Origin of the sequence: Massilia sp. R2A-15, assembly GCF_030704305.1 — a bacterium.
Classification (GTDB): domain Bacteria; phylum Pseudomonadota; class Gammaproteobacteria; order Burkholderiales; family Burkholderiaceae_D; genus JAFCUW01.
This window is the reverse complement of record NZ_CP131935.1, coordinates 4,542,044-4,560,681: the sequence shown is the minus strand read 5'-3', so window position 1 is coordinate 4,560,681 and position 18,638 is coordinate 4,542,044. Positions and strand designations below refer to the sequence as shown.

The window sequence follows — 18,638 nt, the reverse complement described above, 5'->3', positions numbered from 1 at the left end:
GTGCCCACCGCGCTGATCCTCGGCGCGTCGCGCGGCATCGGCCGCGAACTGGCGCGCCAGTACCTGACCGACGGCTGGCGCGTGATCGCCACCGCGCGCACGCAGGAACAGTGCGATGCGCTGGCGGCCGCCGGCATGGTGGCGTATCCGCTCGACGTGGCCAGAGCCGAGTCGATCGCCGGCCTTGGCTGGCACCTCGACGACGAGAAGATCGACACGGCCTGGCTGGTGGCGGGCCTGTACGGTCCGCGCCACGACGGCTTCCCGAGCGAGGCCGATTTCGACGCGGTGATGCACACCAACGTGCTGGCGGCCATGCGCCTCTTGCCGATCGTTGCGCCATTGGTGGCGCAGCGGCGCGGCAGGCTGGCGGTGATCTCGTCGCGCATGGGATCGATCGGCGCGCGCACCGCGTCGATCGGCACGCTGTACCGCGCCAGCAAGGCCGCGCTCAATTCGGTGCTGAAGGACGCGAGCATCGACTTCGGCCCGCAGGGCGCGATCTGCGCCGCGTTTCATCCGGGCTGGGTGAAGACCGACATGGGCGGCGGTGAAGCCGACATCGAGGTGGAAGAAAGCGTGGCGGGCCTGCGCGCGACCCTGGCCCGATTGACCGCTGCCGACAACGGCAGCTTTTTGAATTACGACGGCACACTGATTCCATGGTGAGCCCAAACCGAGAGACCGAATGATACTGACCGAAGAACACCAGATGATCCGCGACGCACTGCGCGCCTTTTCGCAGGAGCGCCTTGCGCCTAACGCGGCACGCTGGGACAAGGAACAGACTTTCCCGAAAGAGGAGCTGAAAGAGCTGGCCGCGCTGGGCGCGTTCGGCGTCGCGGTGCCCGAGCACCTGGGCGGCGCGGGGCTCGACTACGTGTCGTTGGCGCTGGTGCTGGAAGAGATCGCGGCCGGCGACGGCGGCACCTCGACCATCATCTCGGTCAACAACTGCCCGGTGTGCTCGATCGCGATGATGTACGCGAACGACGCGCAGAAGGAGCAGTGGCTGCGCCCGCTGGCGCAGGGCGAGATGCTGGGCGCCTTCGCGCTGACCGAGCCGCACACCGGCAGCGACGCCTCGGCGCTGCGCACCACCGCCGTGCGCGATGGCGATAGCTATGTGCTGAACGGGACCAAGCAGTTCATCACCAGCGGCAAGAACGGCGACGTCGCGATCGTGATGGCGGTGACCGACAAGGCGGCCGGCAAGCGCGGCATCAGCGCGTTCTGGGTGCCGACCAATACGCCGGGCTACATCGTCGCGGGCCTCGAGCACAAGATGGGCCAGCACTCGTCGGACACGGCGCAGATCCTGCTGGAGAACTGCCGCATCCCAGCCGAGAACCTGATCGGCGAAGAAGGCCAGGGCTACAAGATCGCGCTCTCGGGCCTCGAGGGCGGCCGCATCGGCATCGCCTCACAGTCGGTCGGCATGGCGCGTGCCGCGTTTGAAGCGGCGCTGGCGTACTCGCGCGAGCGCGAAAGCTTCGGCAAGGCGATCTTCGAGCACCAGTCGGTGCAGTTCAAGCTGGCCGAGATGGCGATGAAGATCGAAGCGGCGCGCCAGCTGATCCTGCACGCGGCGTCGATGAAGGATGCTGGGCTGCCGTGCCTGAAGGAGGCCGCGATGGCCAAGCTGTTCGCCTCCGAGATGGCCGAGCGCGTGGTGTCGGATGCGATGCAGGTGTTCGGCGGCTACGGCTACGTGAGCGACTTCCCGGTCGAGCGCATCTACCGCGACGTGCGCGTGTGCCAGATCTACGAAGGCACCAGCGACATCCAGAAGATCCTGATCGCCCGCGCCCTGTAAATCAGCGGTGAAAAGGCGTCTGGTCCTGCGGAACGACGGGGACGCCGAGTCCCCATCTTGTTTGCTGAAAATGGGCCAGGCCCGCGGGATCAGGCCCCCTGCGTTCGATGAGGCGTCCGACAATCACGGCGGCGGCTCCAGCCGCGAGCAGGTGCTTGATGGTGTGGCCGCTGATCACGCCGAGCGCGGCCAGCACTTGGCGGTCGTATAGCTCCGCCACCTTCGCGACGGCGTACAGCGCGAGTGCACAAGCGAACGCGATCCTGTCGCGGCGCGGCGCGCGGTAGATCCACTGCCACAACGGTATCAGCACCAGCGGCAACAGCTGCAGCAGGAGATAGGGCCGCAGGTCGGCCTCGTAACGCCACCACGCGACACCAAGCACGCCAAACACCGCCAGCAGCAGCACATCGCGCTTCTCGTGCAGCCCCGGCACGCATTCGGCGCGCACGCCCGCCAGCAGGCCGGCGCACGCCAGCGCAATGGGCAGCCGGTCCCACACCAGCCGCGCGTCGTCGGGCGCCAAGTGGTAGAACCCCGAGCCGAATGCGGTCAGCAACAGGGCGTCCAGAAAAAATTGGTATCCATGCCCGACCGGCCGCACGCGAAACAGGCCCCATACTGCGACTGCGGCGAAGGCCAGATTCGACAGGACATCGGCCGCGTGCGGCACTCCCATCAGCACCGACCGGTCGCCAAACTCATGATAATGCGCGAACTGCGCGATCGGGCCGTGCGCGGCCAGCACGGCGGCCAGCGCTACCGTGACGGCCAGGGGAAGGTGGATTAGCCAGCGTTTCAAGATGCGCTCCGCGAAGTGACAAACAGGCATCGAGCTTGCCGCGTCAATGCGGCAAATGGTACTCTCTTCGAAATAGTCGCCGATCTTGTCGTCCGAAGCATCACATTACGATACCACCATGACCGAAGTCACCCAGTTAGTCGCCACCCTCAAACGCGAGCTGAAGCAGCAGGGCAAGACTTATCGCGACGTCGCTGCGGCACTCGGATTGTCCGAGGCTAGCGTCAAGAGGCTGTTCGCCTCGGGGCAGTTTTCGCTGGAGCGGATGATCGAGGTGTGCAACCTGCTCGGCTTCACCCTGGCCGAGCTGGCGCAGCAGGCCAGCGCCAGCGAAACTCGCTTGCGCACCCTGACCGCGGCGCAGGAGAAAGAGCTGATCTCCGACCCGGTGCTGCTGCTGGTGGCCGTGTGCGCGCTCAATCACTGGACGCTGAAAGACATGCTGGCCGCATATCGCCTGAGCGAGGCGGAATGCCTGCAACGGCTGCTGCGGCTGGACCGCCTGCACGTGATCAGCCTGTTGCCCGGCAACCGCATCCGCCTGACGGTCGCGCGCGATTTCGACTGGCTGGTGGACGGGCCGATCAGGGAATATTTTCGCGAAGAGGGCCTGGTCGATTTCCTCGACAGCCGCTTCGCGCGCGCGGACGAATCGCTGGCCTTCTCGCACGGGATGCTGACGGCGGCGGCGATCGACAAGATGCAGGGCGAGCTGCGCCGGCTGCGCGCCACCTTCGCCGAGCTGCATGAAGAGAGCCTGGCCTCGCCGCTGGCGAAGCGGCGCGGCAGCGGCCTGCTGCTGGCGATGCGCGAATGGGAGCCGGCCGGTTTCACCGGCTTGCGGCGGTGACCGAGGGCTGGGGTCAGGTCCGCCGGACCTGACCCCGGGTTTGTCGGCGCCGCGTGAACCGAGTGATAACTGGGTCAGGACGCTTACTGCGTGACCAGGCTGACTTTGTCCACCACGAAGGACGTTTGCAGCGAAAAGTCCTCGGTCATGGCAAACGACAGCACGATGGTCTGCCCCTTCCAGGCCAGCAGGTTGAAGTTGCGGATCTGGTAGCCGGCCGCCTTGTTCAAATTGCTGTAGGTCGCCAGCGTTCCAAGCACCGTGCCGGCCGGGTTCTTCACCGTCACCACCAGCTTGTCATAGGCGACCGAACTGGTGTTCTCGGCCGTGTCGATATGCAGCGCGAAGCTGAGGTTGGCCGCGACCGCGCTGGCGGGAATGGCCACCGTCTGCGTGATCGTCTCGCGCGCGCTGTAGCCGTTACCGCCCAGCCAGGCGAAGCGCGTGCCGTCATACGGCGCCTGGCCGGCATAGCTGCCGATCACGCCCGTGTTGCCGGCCCATCCCGTGGTGCCGGACTCGAAACTGCCGTTGACGATCCTTTCGGTCGCCGTGCCCGACGCCACCGTCAGCGTGGCGGCGCTGCTGGTCACGCTGGCCGGCGCGGCCGCCGAATCGGTGACCCGGGCGCTGAAGCGCGCGCCGTTGTCGGCCGCCTGCGCGGTGAAGCTGTAGCTGGCCGACGTGGCGCCGGCAATGCTGGCGCCGTTGCGCAGCCACTGGTACTTGTATGGCGTGGTGCCGCCGCTCGCGCCCACCGCGAAGCTCGCCGTGGCGCCAGGGGCCACCGTGACATTGGCCGGATTGGTAGCGATCGCCAGCACGCCGCCGCCCCCGCCGCCGGTCTCGTCGACGTCGGCGCCCACATTGATTGCCGCGTAGGCGCGCTGCACCGCAACCGCTTCGCGGCTGCCCACGCCATACAGTTCCTGCGCCGACTGCAGCACCTTGTTGCGCGCGTCCGCGTAATTGGTCGACGCGGTGAACTTGGTGGTGAGCGCCTTGAACCAGATGCGATAGGCCTTGTCGGTGCCGATGCCCGTCATCGCCAGCGGCGACTTGTTCAGGTAGATGCTGTAGTAGTCGGACGAGGCCACCGAACTCGAGCCCTGCGACAGGAAGTAGAACATGCGGTTGTTCGGGCCGCTGCTATAGTGCACGTCGAGGCGGCCGATGCTGGCGCTCCACGCGTCGGGGCTGGCGCCGTCCTTGCTCGGCTTGTACATCCAGCGCAGCGGCACGCCGTTCTTGGCGATCTCCTTTCCGACCAGCCAGTCGTTGCCGCTGTTCGGGATCGTCGCGCCGGTGCCGCCGGCGCGCGCATACGCCTCCACCGCTTCGCCGCCGATGTCGGAGTTCGATTCGTTCAGGCCGCCCGACTCGCCCGAGTAGGTCAGGTTGGACGTAGCGGCGGTGACGCCGTGCGACATTTCGTGGCCGATCACGTCGAGCGAGCCGAGGCTGTTGAACGAGCTGCCGCCGTCGCCGATGTACATGCACCTGCAGGTATCGTCGTAGTAGGCATTTTCATAAGCGGTGTTGACGTGGGCGGCGATGTAGGTCGCGGTGTTGTTGCCATCGAGCGACTGCCAGCCGAGCGTGTTCTTCAGCATGTCGTAGGTATTCATCAGGCCCCACAGCGCGTTGACCGCGGCGGTCTGGCCGTTGGCGTTGATGGTCGAGCCGCCGGGAATGTACTGCTGGCCGTCGCCCCAGGTATTGCTGCTGTTGGTGTAGATCGCGCCGGCGCTGCTGGTGTGGTTGGCGTTGGTGATCGCATTGGCGCCGAAGGTGCCGCCGGTGCCCCGCAGCGGATCCTTCATGCTGTAGACGCTGCCCGACAGGGTGGTGCTGATCGGCACGGTGCCGTTGTACTGGCTGTTGCCGGTACCGACCACGGTCTGCAGCGCTTGCCACTGCTTGATCACGCGGCCGTCGACGGCGCTGACGATGGCGTCGACATATACCGGCCGTTCGCCGCCGACCACCATGCGCGTTTTCACCAACCAGGCCAGTTCATAGCCGGTCACCTTGTCCTGCAGGTCCATCGCGTTCAGCTCGCTCTCGAGCTTGTTGGCGGCCGAGGCGACGCGCACCTGCGCGACGATCGGATAGACGATCAGCTCGGCTGTCGAACGGGCTGCATAGCGTGCATCGACCTTGATGCCGCCCTCGGCCGCGGCGATCGCGGCAGACGGCGCAATCGACGGCTGCACGCTGAAGCTGGCGTAGCGCCCGCCCATCGCGAAGCTGGCCGAGCCGGCGCCCAGGCCAGCGCTGCGGTCGCTGCGCGACTCGCTGACGATCTTGCCGGCGTCGTTGGTCACCAGCACCGATTCGGATTCGAACACGCGTACGCCCTTGTAGGTGTGGTACAGGCGCGTGACGCGGGTGCCGGCCACGCCGGGATGCTCGGCGGCCACCGCGAAGCCGTGGTCGGGGTCGAGGCCGCGCTTGTCGTTGGCGCCGCGCATGCGCGCCAGCAGGGAGGCGTGGGCGGAAGGCGTGGCCGCGAGCGGTCCGGCCATCACGGGATCGGCGGCATCGGCGACGCCACTGGCCAGGAACGGAATCACGGCGAGCGATGCGGCGATCAGGTTTTTGCGCAGGTTCATGTCTTCTCCTGGAGTCGGGCGTTGAGGAATCGGGCTTCAACTCCAAACCTGACAGGAAATACGGATGAGCAATGCATGTTGCCACAAACTTTGCGGGGTGGCTTGATCCGGCTCAAGTGCGCGCCGGCCTGCGCCAAAAAAACAACCGGGGTCAGACCAACTGGTCTGACCCCGGTTCGGGAATGCGCCGGAAACCGGCGCTCAGTTTGTTTGCAGCATTACTGGGTGATCACGCTGACCTTGTCGACCACGAACGAGGTCTGCAGCGACGAGTCTTCGTTCATCGCGAATTGCAGCGTCACGGTCTGGCCCTTGTACGGCAGCAGGTTGAAGGTGCGGATCTGGTAGCCCGTTGCCTTGTTCAGGTTGCTGTACGAAGCGAGCGTGCCCAGCGTGGTGCCGGCCGAGTTCTTCACCGTCACGACCATCGTGTCGTACGCCGTCGTGGTGGTGGTCTCGGCCGTGTCGATGTGCAGCGCGAAGGTCAGCTGCGCCGAGGTGGCCGTCGATGGGATCACCGCCGTGGTGGTGATGGTCTCGCTGGCCGTCGTGCCGTTGCCGCCCAGCCAGGCGAAACGGGTGCCATCATAGGCGGTCTGGCCGGCGTAGTTGCCGATCACGCCGGTGGTGCCGGCCCAGCCGGTGGTGCCCGACTCGAAGCTGCCGTTGGTGATGCGCTCGGTCGAACCGCCGCCCGAGGAGACCGTCAGCGTGGCGCTGGCGGAAGTCGCCGTGGTCGGCGTGGTGGCCGAATCGGTCACCTTGGCGCTGAACTGGGCGCCGTTGTCGGTGGTCTGCGCGGTCAGACTGTAGCTCGGCGAGGTGGCGCCGGCGATGTTGGCGCCGTTGCGCATCCACTGGTAGGTGTATGGCGCGGTGCCGCCAGTAGCCGTGACCGAGAAGTTGGCCACCGCGCCTGGCGCGACCGTCACGCTGGCCGGGTTCGAGCTGATCGACACGCCGGCGCCGGTTTCGGCCACGTCCGTGCCCACGTTGATGGCCGCGTAGGCGCGTTGCACCGCGATGTCTTCCTTCGAGCCGACGCCATACAGTTCCTGCGCCGCCTGCTGCACCTTGGTGCGCGCGGTGGCGTAGTTGGTCGACGCGGTGAACTTAGTGGTGAGCGCGCGGAACCAGATGCGGAAGGCCTTGTCGCTGCCGATGCCGGTCATGGCCAGCGGCGCTTTGTTCAGGTAGGAGCTGTAGTAGTCGGACGTCGACACCGAGCTCGAACCCTGCGACAGGAAGTAGAACATGCGGTTGTTCGGGCCCGACGAATAGTGCACGTCGAGGTTGCCGACCGTGCTGCTCCAGGCGTTCGGGCTGGCGCCGTCCTTGCTCGGCTTGTACAGCCAGCGCAGCGGCACGCCGTTCTTGGCGATCTCCTTGCCCATCATCCAGTCGTTGCCGGTATTCGGGATGACGGTGCCGGTGCCGCCGGCGCGCGCGTAGGCTTCCACCATCTCGCCCTGGATGTCGGACGCGGACTCGTTCAGGCCGCCGGACTCGCCGGAATAGGTCAGGTTCGAGGTGGCGGCGGTGACGCCGTGGCCCATCTCGTGGCCGATCACGTCGATCGAGCCGAGGCTGTTGAAGGTGGTGCTGCCGTCGCCGATGTACATGCACTTGCAGGTGTCGTCGTAGTAGGCGTTTTCATACGCGGTGTTGACGTGGGCGGCGATGTAGGTCGCGGTGTTGTTGCCATCCAGCGACTGCCAGCCGAGCGTGTTCTTCAGCATGTCGTAGGTGTTCATCAGGCCCCACATCGCGTTCACCGCGGCGGTTTGGCCGTTTGCGTTGGTGGTGGAACCGCCGGCGATGTACTGCTGGCCGTCACCCCAGGTGTTGGTGCTGTTGGTGTAGATGCTGCCGGCGCTGGCGGTGTGGTTGGCGTTGGTGATGGCCATGGCGCCGAAGGTGCCGCCGATGCCGCGGGTGGCGTCCTTCATGCTGTAGGTGCTGCCCGACAGCGTGGTGTTGATCGGCACGACGCCGTTGTACTGGCTGTTGCCGGTGCCGACCACCGTCTTCAGGGTGCGCCACTGCTTGATCACGTGGCCGTCGTTGGCGCTGACGATGGTGTCGTGGAATACCGGATTGTTGCCGGCGGTGATCACGCGGGTCTGCACCAGGTAGGCCAATTCATAGCCGGTGACCTGGTCCTGCACGTCCATCGCGTTCAGCTGGCTGTCGATCTTGTTGGCGGCCGCTGCCGTGCGCACCTGGCTTACGACCGGATAGACGATCAGCTCGGCGCTCGGCGCGGCGGCCTGGCCGGTGATCGGGCCGATCGCCCTGGCCACGACGTCGATCGCGGCGGCGGCGGAAATCGATGGCTGCACGCTGAAGCTGGAGAACTTGCCACCCATTTTGGCCGCCCTGGCGCCGTAGCCCAGGCCGGAGCGGCGGTCGCTGACCGACTCGCTGACGATCTTGCCGGCGTCATTGGTCACCAGCACGGTCTCGGAATGGAACACGCGCACGCCCTTGTAGGTGTGTGCAAGGCGGCTGACCTTGGTGCCGTGCACGCCGGCGTGCAGCTTGTCGACCTTGTAGCCGTGGTCGTCGTCGAGGCCCTGCTTGGCGTGCGCCGCTTTCAGCTTGCCGACCAGCACTGCTTCCTCGGCGGCACTGGCCGCGACCGGATCGCCCATCATTTTTTGGCCGGCGATGGCCTGGCCGGCCAGGATCATCGGAATGGCAGCGAGCGACGCAGCGATCAGGGTTTTGCGTAATTTCATTTCTTCTCCGTGTTTGTTCGTTGTTTGAATGAGCTGGTTTGCCGGTCGCATCCAATGCCGGCGTTGGCTCGAAAGTGCTCGCCGCGCCACGCGCGCCTGTGTCTCCACCGTCGAGATGGCGACACTATTCCCATCGTTCCAGCGAAGTCAAAAAACTCGCAAAAATGGTCGCGGATCCTGCAAATGTTCAGTTCTGAACATTTACACGACGATATCGATGGCTGCGACGCCTGTTTTCTAAATAATGTTTTGCTGACAATGGATGCGTTGTATTTATTCGATTGTTGGCATGGGCGTTCCGGCGCATTGGGGCAGGGGCGCGATATTTATCTTTTCAGGCACCGCAGCGGGGGCGGCCAGGACGCCGCAAGGCGCGGTTTTGGCGCTGCGGCGGCGCAAAAGTGGTTATGCACATTTTGCTTTTTTTCCTACCCATTCAAACAAATAGCTATTGATCTATCGGTGTAGGCATTGTCCTACAAAATAAAGTTCGGCCAAGTGTGCAGAATTGGTCAAATATTGCCTAAAAATTAACGCACCGAATTAAATTGCTGTAAAAACGAAACATTTCGATAGATTCGACGCTGCAATTCGATTGCAATTTCGATTGAGTGCGGTCTACACTCGTTCTCAGTGACCGGCAAATACGCCAGGTAACAACGATAGCAAGCGCGCGGAGACGCTCCGGCATACAGCGCACTCAACGGGAAAAAAACCATGACTTTTTCAACGCATTTGGCATTTGTCGGTTCCTCGCCTCCACCCGCAGCGCGCCCCCCCTCGCCGGGACCGCTCTGATCCACCAAGCTTCCAGCGCAACAAATCCAGCCAGTATTAGTAGCGAAGTCGTCCGCGACCACGGGGAACGATTGTTCCCGCGTCTCGCGCAAAGCATCGCCTTGAACAGCCGTTGTTGACTACATCCCGCCAGGCGCCAGGCCGCGGGAGATTCGGATGAAATATGCTGTCGATCGCCAACAAAGTTGAGCAGTTAGTGTCGGAGTCGCCCTTCCTCACCGAGGGGATCGCGGCCGGCTTGATCAACCTCTCGGAACTGGCGCGCCAATTGCGCCCCCAGCTCGAATCGGATTTGTGGAAACCGGTCGGCCAGGCCGCCGTGGTGATGGCCTTGCGCCGCATCTCGGAGCGCCTGCCGCAAACCGGCATGGCGCACTCGATCGTGCTGGCGCCGCGCCTGGGCGAACTGACCACGCGCACCGACCTGATGATATCCACCTACCGGCTGTCCGACACCAGCAACGAATGCCAGCGCGAGCTGCTGGCGCTGGCCGAGCCGTACCCGGGCACCTTCGTCACCGTCACGCGCGGCGTGCACGAAGTGCTGGTGGTGTGCAGCCGCCCGCTGACCCACCTGGTCGAAGAGGCGTTCGCCGACGAGCGCCTGCTGGCGCGGGTCGAAAACCTGACCGCGCTGACCCTGCGCCTGAATCCCGAAACGCGCAAGACGCCGGGCATCTACCACGCCGTGCTCAAGAAGCTGGCGTGGGACAAGATCAGCGTGGTCAACATGATGTGCACCTTTTCCGAACTGACCATCCTGCTCGAGCAGTCGCAAACGGGCGCGGCCTTTTCGGTGCTGTCGCAGATCGTCGGCCACTGATGGCGCGCCCGACCCTCACTTACCGCAAGCCGCAGCTGGGCCGCGATTACTGGGTCAGGGACGGCATCCTGCCCGACCCGGTGGCGGTCTCCGAGCGCTGCTACGCGCAGACCGAATGGGAACTGGGCGCGCCGCACCGCCCGGAGCCCTGGCCGGGCATGCGCGCGGCCGGCGCCCTGCTGCCGGACGAACTGGCGGGGGTGGAAGCGTGGGTCAAGCAGGTGACGGGCGCGAAGCGGCTGTGGCAGGAAGCCACGCCGGAAGGCTCCTTCCTCAACCACAACTACGCGCAGCTGGTCGGGATGGCCGAATCGGGGCCGCGGCCGCACACGGATTCGCGCAAGCTGTGCCGCTACGCCGCGGTGATCTACCTGACGCCGCAGCCGGAGCCCGACGCCGGCACCTCGTTCTACCGGCTGCGCTATCCGGACGGCACGCTGGGCGGCAATTTCTGCAGCCCGCCGCACGCCAACCTGCGCGAGGCGCTCGGGGTCAAGGGCCTGCCGCCGGAGGCGTGGCATGAAGAGACGCGGGTGGAGAACCGCTTCAACCGGATACTGCTGTACCGGGCCAACATGGTGCATTCGGCCAGCAGCTACTTCGGCTTCGAGCATGCCGAAAAGCGCATGACGGCGGTATTCTTCTGGATGGCGTGAGCCGCCAGCAACTGCTTGTCGTACCTGCGAATGCAGGTACCTATACTGAATATGCTTTTGCAGAACCTGCCCGCTCAGCATGGGTACCTGCCTCCGCAGGTACGACATCTCAGCTGACCGCAGGTTCGAGCAAGGTCACGGTCTGCCGCTCCGCATCGAGCGTGGCGCGCACGCCCACCGGGATGGTGAACTGGTTGCGGATGTGCCCGAACGAGTAGCCGCTCACCGCCGGCCCCTTCAAGGGCTGCAGGTGGATGTCGAGCGTCTCGTCGAGCGTCAGCGACACGTCTTCGTGCCCCGGCCCGCAGTTGTCGCAAATGCCGATCATCACGCCGGCCGCCTTCGCCAGCCCCACCGACAGGTCGAGCTGGGTCATCCAGCGGTCGATCCGGTACGGCGCCTCATTCACCTCTTCGATGAACAGGATGCCGCCGCGGAAGTCGCCCTCGTACGGCGTGCCCGCCAGCGCGGCCACCATGCTCAGGTTGCCGCCGATGAGCGGACCGGTCGCCACGCCGCCGTGCACGGTGCGGATCGCGTAGTGCGGCTCTTCAAACGCGCGTTTCGCGTTCTCCATCGCCATCGGGATGGTGTAGGACGGCTGCGGATCCATCAGCACCGCCAGCATGTGGGTGGTCGAGTAATCGGACGGCGTGGATGAGGCTACCGGCCCGTGGAAGGTCACCAGCCCGGCATGGCGGTGGATCGCCAGGTGCAGCGCGGTGATGTCGGAGTAGCCCAGCAGCACCTTGGGATTGGCGCGGATCAGCGCGTAGTCGAGCGCCGACAGCAGCGAGATGCAGCCGGAGCCGCCGCGGATGCACCAGATCGCCTTGACCTCGGGGTTGGCGAACATGGCGTGCAGGTCGGCCAGGCGCTGCTGCACCGAGCCGGCGTAATTGCCGTGCACCTCGCGCAGGTTGGCGCCGAGCGCGGCGCGAAAACCCAGCGCTTCGATGTGCTGCACCGCCTTCGCGATGGAGGCGTCGCTGGTGTAGCCGCCGGGGGCGATCAGGCCGACGAGGTCGCCTTCGCGCAGGCGCGGCGGTTTGATCAATGGTCGTTTCATGGCATGCGGGGTGCGACGATGCGTTGCCGCGCCCGCCGGCAGGGCCACGCTCGCGGCGGCGGCGGCCAGCGCGCCACCGAAGCGGCGCCGGCTTGTAGGTTGGTCAGCCATCGTCTGAAATTTGGAGATTCGTAAAGATAATCCGGAAAAAATTTCGGCGGCGCTCATACTGCAGCGCCGCCGAAGCCGTCACCTGGCGCCAGCCGTTGCCGGCGGGCGCGTTGACATCATCAGAACTTGTACCGTGCCGTCAGGGTGAAGGTACGGCCGCGTGGATCCGAAACGCGTGGATCCCAGCCCGCGCCGACGACTTCATCGACGTTGTGCGCGGTGAACTCAGGATCCTTGTCCAGCAGGTTCAGGATGCCGCCGGTCAGGGTCAGGTTCTTCACGCCGGTGTAGGTAGCCGACAGGTTGTAACGGATGTGGCTATCCACGCGCGGATTGAAGCCTGGCGGCGGCGGTGCCTTGCCTGCGTCAGGCAGCTGGTCGTTGTAACCCGACGAGTAGCTCTGCGAGATCTCGGTGCTCCAGTCGCCCTTGCTCACGTTGAAACGCGCCTGGTGCTTCCAGCGCAGGTACAGGTCGCGGGTGTAGAAGTTGCCGACGAATTCCTTGAACGGCTGGCCTTCGATTTCCGCGAACTGGAAGGTCTGGGTCCAGGTGCCATCCAGGCCGGCGCTCCACTTGTAGGTGCCGAACTTGCCTTCGGCGCGCGCGTTGAGGTCGGCGCCGCGGGTCTTGCTGCCTGCCGCGTTGATCCAGCCCGCCTCGATGTGGTTGATGGTGCCGTCCGGATTGCGGATGATGTTTTCAGGCAGCAGCGTGTAGTTCGCCAGGATCACCTGCGGCGTGCGGTTCAGGATCTTGTCCTTGGAGTTGATCGCCCAGTAGTCCACACCCACCGACCAGCCCTTGACCGGCTCGACCACGAAGCCCAGCGTGCCCTGCTTCGACGTTTCAGGCTTGAGCTTCGGGTTGCCGCCGCTCAGGTAGCCCAGGCGCGAGATCGCGCAGTAGGCCGGGTCGCCCGGGTGGGTCGGGCAGCCGAGCGGATCGATGATGCCATTCGGCAGTTCCAGCGGCAGCTGCTGCGAATACAGCTGGGTGAAGCTCGGCGCCAGGAAGCCGGTGTTGGCCGAACCGCGGAACAGCAGCCAGCTGACCGGCTCGAAGCGGAATGCGACCTTCGGATTGGTGGTGGCGCCGACGATGCTGTAGTCGTCGCGGCGTACGGCCAGCTGCACTTCCAGCTTCTTGGTGACCGGCACGATCACCTCGGTGTAGACCGCCTTGATGTGGCGCGTCGCGTCGTTCAGACGGGCATTGCCCGGCGCCAGCAGGATCAGGGTGGCGTCGGTGTCCTGGGCGAAGCCGTAGCCTTCCTTGCGCAGGTCGAAGCCGACCGCCGCCGAGACCGGGCCCGCCGGCAGGCTGAACACCTCGCCGGACATGGAGCCGTCAACCTGGCTCAGGGTGGTGCGGCCGTGCTGCAGCTTGCCGATGTACTTGGTAGCGTTGACCGCGTCGATCGCCGCCTGGGTCTGGGTCTGGCCAGGCGCCAGCCATGGGTTGACGATGCCCGAACCGAGCACTTTGTAGAACGGCGCGGTGAGCGCGTAGCCGTCTTTCAGGTCGGTCTGGGTCTTGCTGTACGCTTTCGATACGCCCAGCTTGTAATCCCACTTCGCGAGGGTGCCTTCGAGGCCCACCAGCAGGCGCGCGTTGTCGGTCTGGTTTTCCTGGGTGCGGTCACCGAGGATGCCGCCGCGCCACTTGTAGATAATCGGCTTGGTCTTGTCGAAGGTCGGCACGTAGGCCGACAGGTCCTGGTAGTAAGGACCGCCGACCGGATAGGCGTTGCCGGCGGCCAGGCTGGTGGACACCTGGACCGGGGTCAGGCTGGAAAGCACGCGGGCGCGCGAGGCCAACGCCTCGACGAATACGCGGCTGTCGTTGGTCAGCTTGAAGACCGAGCGGCCGAGCGCGTTCAGGCGGTCGGTCGGCGACGCGATTACATAGTCCGCGCCATAGTCGTAGGCGCACGAATAGGTGGTGCGCGACGGCGGCGTCACATCTTTCCACAGGTCGGTGGCGTACTGCGACATGCCTGGAATGGTGTTGCACTTGCCCTGGAAGGAGAGCGGGTTGGCCTGCAGGTAGGTGGTGGTGCTGCCAGGAACCTTGAAGCCGGTGCCCAGCGCGGTGCCGGCGCCAGTCAGCTGGTTGGCGAACGGGGTGCCGGTGGTGTCCGGCGACAGGCCGCGCAGCGGCTGGTAGCCGTTGGCGAAATCGCGCTGCTTCGAGGACAGCTTGTCGTTGCTGTCGACCGTCATGCTGAACATCGCGTTCCAGCCGTCGGTGTCGAGATCGCCCCGGCCGACCAGCAGCTGGCCGCGACGGTTGGTGCCGCCGCCGGCTTCGGTCACCGAGCCGGTGCCCGAGATCTGGTTGCCGACATAATTGGATTTCAGGATGAAGTTGACCACGCCGCCGATCGCGTCAGTACCGTAGATCGCCGAGGCGCCGTCTTTCAGGATCTCGACGCGGGAGATAGCGCCCAGCGGGATCGAGTTCAGGTCGACTGCCTTGCCGCTGCCGCCGTGGGTGGCGATGCGGCGGCCGTTGAGCAGCACCAGCGTGGCGTTCGGTCCGAGCGAGCGCAGCGCGGCGAACGAAGCGCCGCCGCTGACGCGGTCGGCGTCGGCGCCGAACACGTTGTTGCCCGAAACCGCGTTGTCAGCGCCGATGCCGTTGGCGGAGATCGAGCGGATCAGTTCCTCGGACGTGGTGATGCCCCGCTTTTCCATGTCTTCGAAGGTGATGACCTGGACTGGCAGCGCGCCTTCCTTGGCGATGCGCTTGATGCTACTACCCGTGATTTCCACGCGCTGGATGGGTTGCTGCGATTGCGCTTCCTGTGCGACGGCTGGGCCGACGGCGCCGATCAGGGCGATCAGGTAGGCGATTTTCTTTAACTTCACGGGGGTCTCTCCTTGTTTTTGAGCTGGCGCCGCGCTGTGCACGGCAAATTTTTTATTTTGTAATGTCTTTGCATTACATTAATACGACATTCGAGAGTAAGCGCACGGGCTCGACTCCATCCAATGAATTAACCTGCGTCAACTATAACTTTATGGAATGTATGGGGTCATAACCTGCGCTCACAGGCTTAGCGCGCCATTCTACTTGCCCGTTTCCGCTGCGCAAGGTCAATATCGAGATATCGCCATGCGGTGAACTCAACCGGGTGCCGCGTGTAGTTTTTAAGCCACGATTGGCGGATATCGGCCGAGATCACATGGGACAGGGGCACCCACGGGTTGTAGGCGTGGATCAGCTGGTTCATCTCGAAATACAGCTTCTGGCGTTCTGGCGAATCGGCCAGCGTGCGCGCCTGCTCGTAGCGCTCGTTGTAGGCCGGCAGGTTGAAGCGCGCGTAATTTGCGCGGCCCGCGTTGGGGCCGTACAGCAGCTGGTAGAAGTTGTCGCCGTCGGGGAAATCGGCGATCCAGTTGCTCTCGAACATCATCACCTTGCCCAGGCGCGAGGCCTTGATGATCTCGGTCTTCTTGTCGGTGACGAACACCACGCGCAGGCCGATGGCGTTCAGGTTCTTGCGCCACAGCTCGTCGCGCAGGCGTCCGCTGGCGGTCGCCTCGCTGTGCATGGTCAGGGTCAGCGGCTGGTTGTCGTGGGTGCGCCGGAACCCGTCCGCGTCGCGATGGGTATAGCCGAAGCGGTCGAGCAGGGCGTTGGCCAGCGCCGGATCGTAGGGCACCGGGCTGCGGTAAGCCGGGTCGTAGCCGAGCACGTTGGGCGCCACCGGGGACTGCGCCTTGATGGCGAAGCCCTTCTTCAGCAGCGCGATGTCCTCGGCGCTGTCGTAGCCCAGCGAAATGGCGCGCCGCAGCGCCACCTTTTCCTTGCTGTAGCCGCCGATCAGCGGGTTCTCCATGTTCATCCACATGTAGTAGGTCTGCATCACCGGGAAGCGCGACAGCTCCATGCCCTGCGCGACGAGGGCCGGCTTGAGCTTGCCGTCGGCGATCACCATGTCGGTCATCGATTCGGGCACCTGTTCGAGGTAGTCGTACTCGCCGCCCAGGAAGCCCAGCATGCGGCCCTGGAATTCCTCGGCGATCTTCACTTCCACCTTGTCCACCAGCGGCAAGCGCTTGCCTTCGAGCGCGCGGGCGATCGCCTGGCTGGCGGCGTCCGGGGCGGGCGTGGAATGGAATACGGCGGTGGAGTCCGGATTGGCCAGCAGCACGATCTTGTCGCTGTGCTTCCAGTCGCCCACCATGAACGGGCCGCTGCCGACCGGGTGGTTGCCGGCCTGGTTCGGATACGCCTCGACCACCTCGCGCGCCACCACGCCGGTCGCCGGCGTGGCCAGGTAGAACAGGAAATTGTTGTCGGGGGCCGACAGGCGGATGCGCAGGGTATAGCGGTCGATGGCCCTGATGCCCTCGATCGGGGTGTCGTAGCTGAACTTGTCGTGCAGCGCGCGGTCGCCGGCGATCTTGCCTTCGAACAGGCTCAGCCAGGGCGATTTGAGCATCGGGTCGTACAGGCGTTTCAGGCTGTAGACGTAGTCGGCGGCCGTCACTTCGCGCTTGGCGCCCTTGAAGGCCGGGTCTGGCGTGAAGTAGATGCCCGGGCGCAGCTTGAAGGTGTAGGTCAGGCCGCCGTCTTCGATCGTGGGCATCGCCACCGTGGTGTTTTCGCGCAGTTTCACCGGGCGCGCCAGGTAGTCGTAGCGCAGCAGCGGGTCGAACAGGTTCTCCAGCAGGCTGAGCGAGGCGATGTCGGACGCCACCGCCGGGTCGAGGCCGGTTTCGCTGGTCGACAGGAACATGTGCAGCACTTTCGGCTCGGCGGCGGAGGCAGGGCCGATGCTGGAGAGCGCGAACATGAAGGCTGCGGCGGTAAATCTGAGGTTCATATGGAAGGGCCGGCGTGATTTCTGCCGTCGTTCCAGCGAAGGCTGGAACCCATACTGAGCCTGAATGCGACTTCAGCATGGGTTCCTGCCTGCGCAGGAACGACAGGGTATAGGTTGGTCGAACTATGCGGCTCGTATGATATGCCAACTGACCCCATTTTGAACTCATAACTTTTTTGCATGGCTCCAGCGCATTCTTTCATCCTCCCACCCCGCACTCGGCCTATACTCTCGCTGCACAATCGTGCTCATCCAATACGCATATAGTCGACGACAATGGCACTGAATTACATCTGGTCTGGTTTTTTCCTGGTAGGTTTCCTCGCGGCGCTGGCGCAGTGGATCTTTCTGGGCGATACCGAAATTTTCAAGCGCATCGTCGACGGCACCTTCGACTCGGCCAAGCTGGGCGTGATGGAAATCGCGCTGCCGCTGGCCGGCGTGATGACCTTGTGGCTGGGCATCATGAACATCGGCGAGAAAGCCGGCGCGGTCGGCTGGCTGGCGAAGATCATCTCGCCGTTCTTCTCGCGCATCTTCCCGGAAGTGCCGAAGGATCATCCGGCCACCGGCCACATGGTGATGAATTTCTCGGCCAACCTGCTGGGCCTCGACAACGCCGCCACCCCGTTCGGCCTGAAGGCGATGGAAAGCCTGCAAACGCTGAACCCGAACAAGGACACGGCCAGCAACGCGCAGATCATGTTCCTCGTGATGCACACCTCCGGCCTGACCCTGATCCCGCTGGCGATCATGGCCCAGCGCGCCATCCTCGGCGCGAAGGACCCGTCCGACATCTTCATCCCGTGCATGATCGCGACCTACGTGGCGACCGTCACCGGCATCATCGCGGTGTCGCTCAAGCAGCGCATCAACCTGCTCAACGGCGTGGTGCTGTCCTGGCTGGGCGGCATGACCGCCGCCATCGGCCTCTTGATCTGGTACTTCACCAACTTCCTCTCCAAGCAGGAAATCGAGCTGGTGTCCAAGGTGGCCAGCAACCTGATCCTGTTTTCGATCATCATCGTGTTCATCGTCGGCGCGATGCGCAAGAAGGTCAACGTGTACGACGCCTTCATCGAGGGCGCCAAGGGCGGCATCCAGACGTCGCTGACCATCATCCCCTACCTGGTGGGCATGCTGGTGGCGATCAGCGTGATCCGCAATTCGGGCGTGATGGGCTACGTCGTCAACGGCTTGAACTGGGTGTTCGTCCACCTGGGCGTGAACACCGACTTCACGCCGGCCCTGCCAACCGCGCTGATGAAGCCGCTGTCGGGCAGCGGCTCGAAGGCGATGATGATCGACGCCATGAAAACCTACGGCGTCGACTCCTTCGTCGGCCGCCTCGCCTGCATTTTCCAGGGCTCGGCCGACACCACCTTCTACATCGTCGCGCTGTATTTCGGTTCGGTCGGCATCCGCAAGACGCGCTACGCGATCTCGTACGGCCTGATCGCCGATTTCGCCGGCATCGTCGCCGCCATTTTCGTTGCCTACCTGTTCTTCCATTAAGGAGC

The 18,638-nt window shown here is 64.6% G+C and carries 13 protein-coding genes; 7 read left to right on the top strand and 6 right to left on the bottom strand.

The window, feature by feature from the left end:
* Together Q4S45_RS21040 and Q4S45_RS21035 are read left to right on the top strand one after the other, a co-directional pair.
* The gene (locus Q4S45_RS21040; RefSeq protein ID WP_305507349.1) at window positions 1–669 is read left to right on the top strand and encodes an SDR family oxidoreductase; all 669 of its coding nucleotides are present in this window, start codon (window positions 1–3) and stop codon (window positions 667–669) included.
* Window positions 670–688: 19 nt separating this feature from the next.
* Window positions 689–1,816 carry an acyl-CoA dehydrogenase family protein gene (locus Q4S45_RS21035; protein ID WP_305507348.1) on the top strand — a complete coding sequence of 376 codons (1,128 nt, stop codon included), beginning with the start codon at window positions 689–691 and terminating at the stop codon, window positions 1,814–1,816.
* 1 nt (window position 1,817) lies between these two features.
* Here the strand turns inward: Q4S45_RS21035 and Q4S45_RS21030 are convergent, their stop codons facing one another.
* Window positions 1,818–2,618 (bottom strand): hypothetical protein, encoded by an 801-nt coding sequence (locus Q4S45_RS21030; RefSeq protein WP_305507347.1) that lies wholly within the window; start codon window positions 2,616–2,618, stop codon window positions 1,818–1,820.
* 118 nt (window positions 2,619–2,736) lie between these two features.
* On the opposite strand from Q4S45_RS21030, the gene Q4S45_RS21025 reads away from it, so the two are divergent.
* Complete coding sequence (locus Q4S45_RS21025; protein ID WP_305507346.1) at window positions 2,737–3,468, top strand: helix-turn-helix transcriptional regulator; 732 nt, start codon at window positions 2,737–2,739, stop codon at window positions 3,466–3,468.
* Between the two features lie 83 nt (window positions 3,469–3,551).
* Here the strand turns inward: Q4S45_RS21025 and Q4S45_RS21020 are convergent, their stop codons facing one another.
* Window positions 3,552–6,083 (bottom strand): M4 family metallopeptidase, encoded by a 2,532-nt coding sequence (locus Q4S45_RS21020; RefSeq protein ID WP_305507345.1) that lies wholly within the window; start codon window positions 6,081–6,083, stop codon window positions 3,552–3,554.
* Window positions 6,084–6,301: 218 nt separating this feature from the next.
* Window positions 6,302–8,824 carry a M4 family metallopeptidase gene (locus tag Q4S45_RS21015; protein ID WP_305507344.1) on the bottom strand — a complete coding sequence of 841 codons (2,523 nt, stop codon included), beginning with the start codon at window positions 8,822–8,824 and terminating at the stop codon, window positions 6,302–6,304.
* Window positions 8,825–9,007: 183 nt separating this feature from the next.
* On the opposite strand from Q4S45_RS21015, the gene Q4S45_RS21010 reads away from it, so the two are divergent.
* The 3 genes from Q4S45_RS21010 (at window position 9,008) to Q4S45_RS21000 (ending at window position 11,101) form a co-directional block, all read left to right on the top strand.
* Window positions 9,008–9,292, top strand: coding sequence for a hypothetical protein (locus tag Q4S45_RS21010; RefSeq protein ID WP_305507343.1), 285 nt, complete (start codon window positions 9,008–9,010; stop codon window positions 9,290–9,292).
* Between the two features lie 493 nt (window positions 9,293–9,785).
* Window positions 9,786–10,445, top strand: a complete 660-nt coding sequence (locus Q4S45_RS21005) for a hypothetical protein (protein ID WP_305507342.1) — start codon at window positions 9,786–9,788, stop codon at window positions 10,443–10,445.
* The gene (locus Q4S45_RS21000; RefSeq protein WP_305507341.1) at window positions 10,445–11,101 is read left to right on the top strand and encodes a DUF6445 family protein; all 657 of its coding nucleotides are present in this window, start codon (window positions 10,445–10,447) and stop codon (window positions 11,099–11,101) included. The genes Q4S45_RS21005 and Q4S45_RS21000 overlap by 1 nt, the downstream gene beginning before the upstream one ends.
* A 109-nt stretch (window positions 11,102–11,210) precedes the next feature.
* On the opposite strand, the gene Q4S45_RS20995 is transcribed toward Q4S45_RS21000, so the two are convergent.
* The 3 genes from Q4S45_RS20995 to Q4S45_RS20985 form a co-directional block, all read right to left on the bottom strand.
* A complete protein-coding gene (locus Q4S45_RS20995; RefSeq protein WP_305507340.1) occupies window positions 11,211–12,281 on the bottom strand; it encodes an LD-carboxypeptidase in 1,071 nt (356 codons plus the stop codon).
* A gap of 119 nt (window positions 12,282–12,400) precedes the next feature.
* A complete protein-coding gene (locus Q4S45_RS20990; RefSeq protein ID WP_305507339.1) occupies window positions 12,401–15,154 on the bottom strand; it encodes a TonB-dependent receptor domain-containing protein in 2,754 nt (917 codons plus the stop codon).
* Window positions 15,155–15,342: 188 nt separating this feature from the next.
* A complete protein-coding gene (locus Q4S45_RS20985) occupies window positions 15,343–17,118 on the bottom strand; it encodes an ABC transporter substrate-binding protein (RefSeq protein WP_305507338.1) in 1,776 nt (591 codons plus the stop codon).
* A 276-nt stretch (window positions 17,119–17,394) separates the two neighbouring features.
* Between Q4S45_RS20985 and Q4S45_RS20980 the strand changes: the two genes are divergently transcribed.
* Window positions 17,395–18,633: a nucleoside recognition domain-containing protein gene (locus tag Q4S45_RS20980; RefSeq protein ID WP_305507337.1), complete on the top strand. Its 1,239-nt coding sequence runs from the start codon at window positions 17,395–17,397 to the stop codon at window positions 18,631–18,633.
* Window positions 18,634–18,638 lie beyond the last annotated feature (5 nt).

Coding starts and splice junctions, on each gene's coding strand:
- Q4S45_RS21025 (WP_305507346.1), top strand. CDS start 2,737: ATGACCGAAGTCACCCAGTTAGTCGCCACCCTCAAACGCGAGCTGAAG.
- Q4S45_RS21010 (WP_305507343.1), top strand. CDS start 9,008: ATGTTCAGTTCTGAACATTTACACGACGATATCGATGGCTGCGACGCC.
- Q4S45_RS21000 (WP_305507341.1), top strand. CDS start 10,445: ATGGCGCGCCCGACCCTCACTTACCGCAAGCCGCAGCTGGGCCGCGAT.
- Q4S45_RS21005 (WP_305507342.1), top strand. CDS start 9,786: ATGCTGTCGATCGCCAACAAAGTTGAGCAGTTAGTGTCGGAGTCGCCC.
- Q4S45_RS21035 (WP_305507348.1), top strand. CDS start 689: ATGATACTGACCGAAGAACACCAGATGATCCGCGACGCACTGCGCGCC.
- Q4S45_RS20985 (WP_305507338.1), bottom strand. CDS start 17,118: ATGAACCTCAGATTTACCGCCGCAGCCTTCATGTTCGCGCTCTCCAGC.
- Q4S45_RS20980 (WP_305507337.1), top strand. CDS start 17,395: ATGGCACTGAATTACATCTGGTCTGGTTTTTTCCTGGTAGGTTTCCTC.
- Q4S45_RS21015 (WP_305507344.1), bottom strand. CDS start 8,824: ATGAAATTACGCAAAACCCTGATCGCTGCGTCGCTCGCTGCCATTCCG.
- Q4S45_RS20995 (WP_305507340.1), bottom strand. CDS start 12,281: ATGGCTGACCAACCTACAAGCCGGCGCCGCTTCGGTGGCGCGCTGGCC.
- Q4S45_RS21020 (WP_305507345.1), bottom strand. CDS start 6,083: ATGAACCTGCGCAAAAACCTGATCGCCGCATCGCTCGCCGTGATTCCG.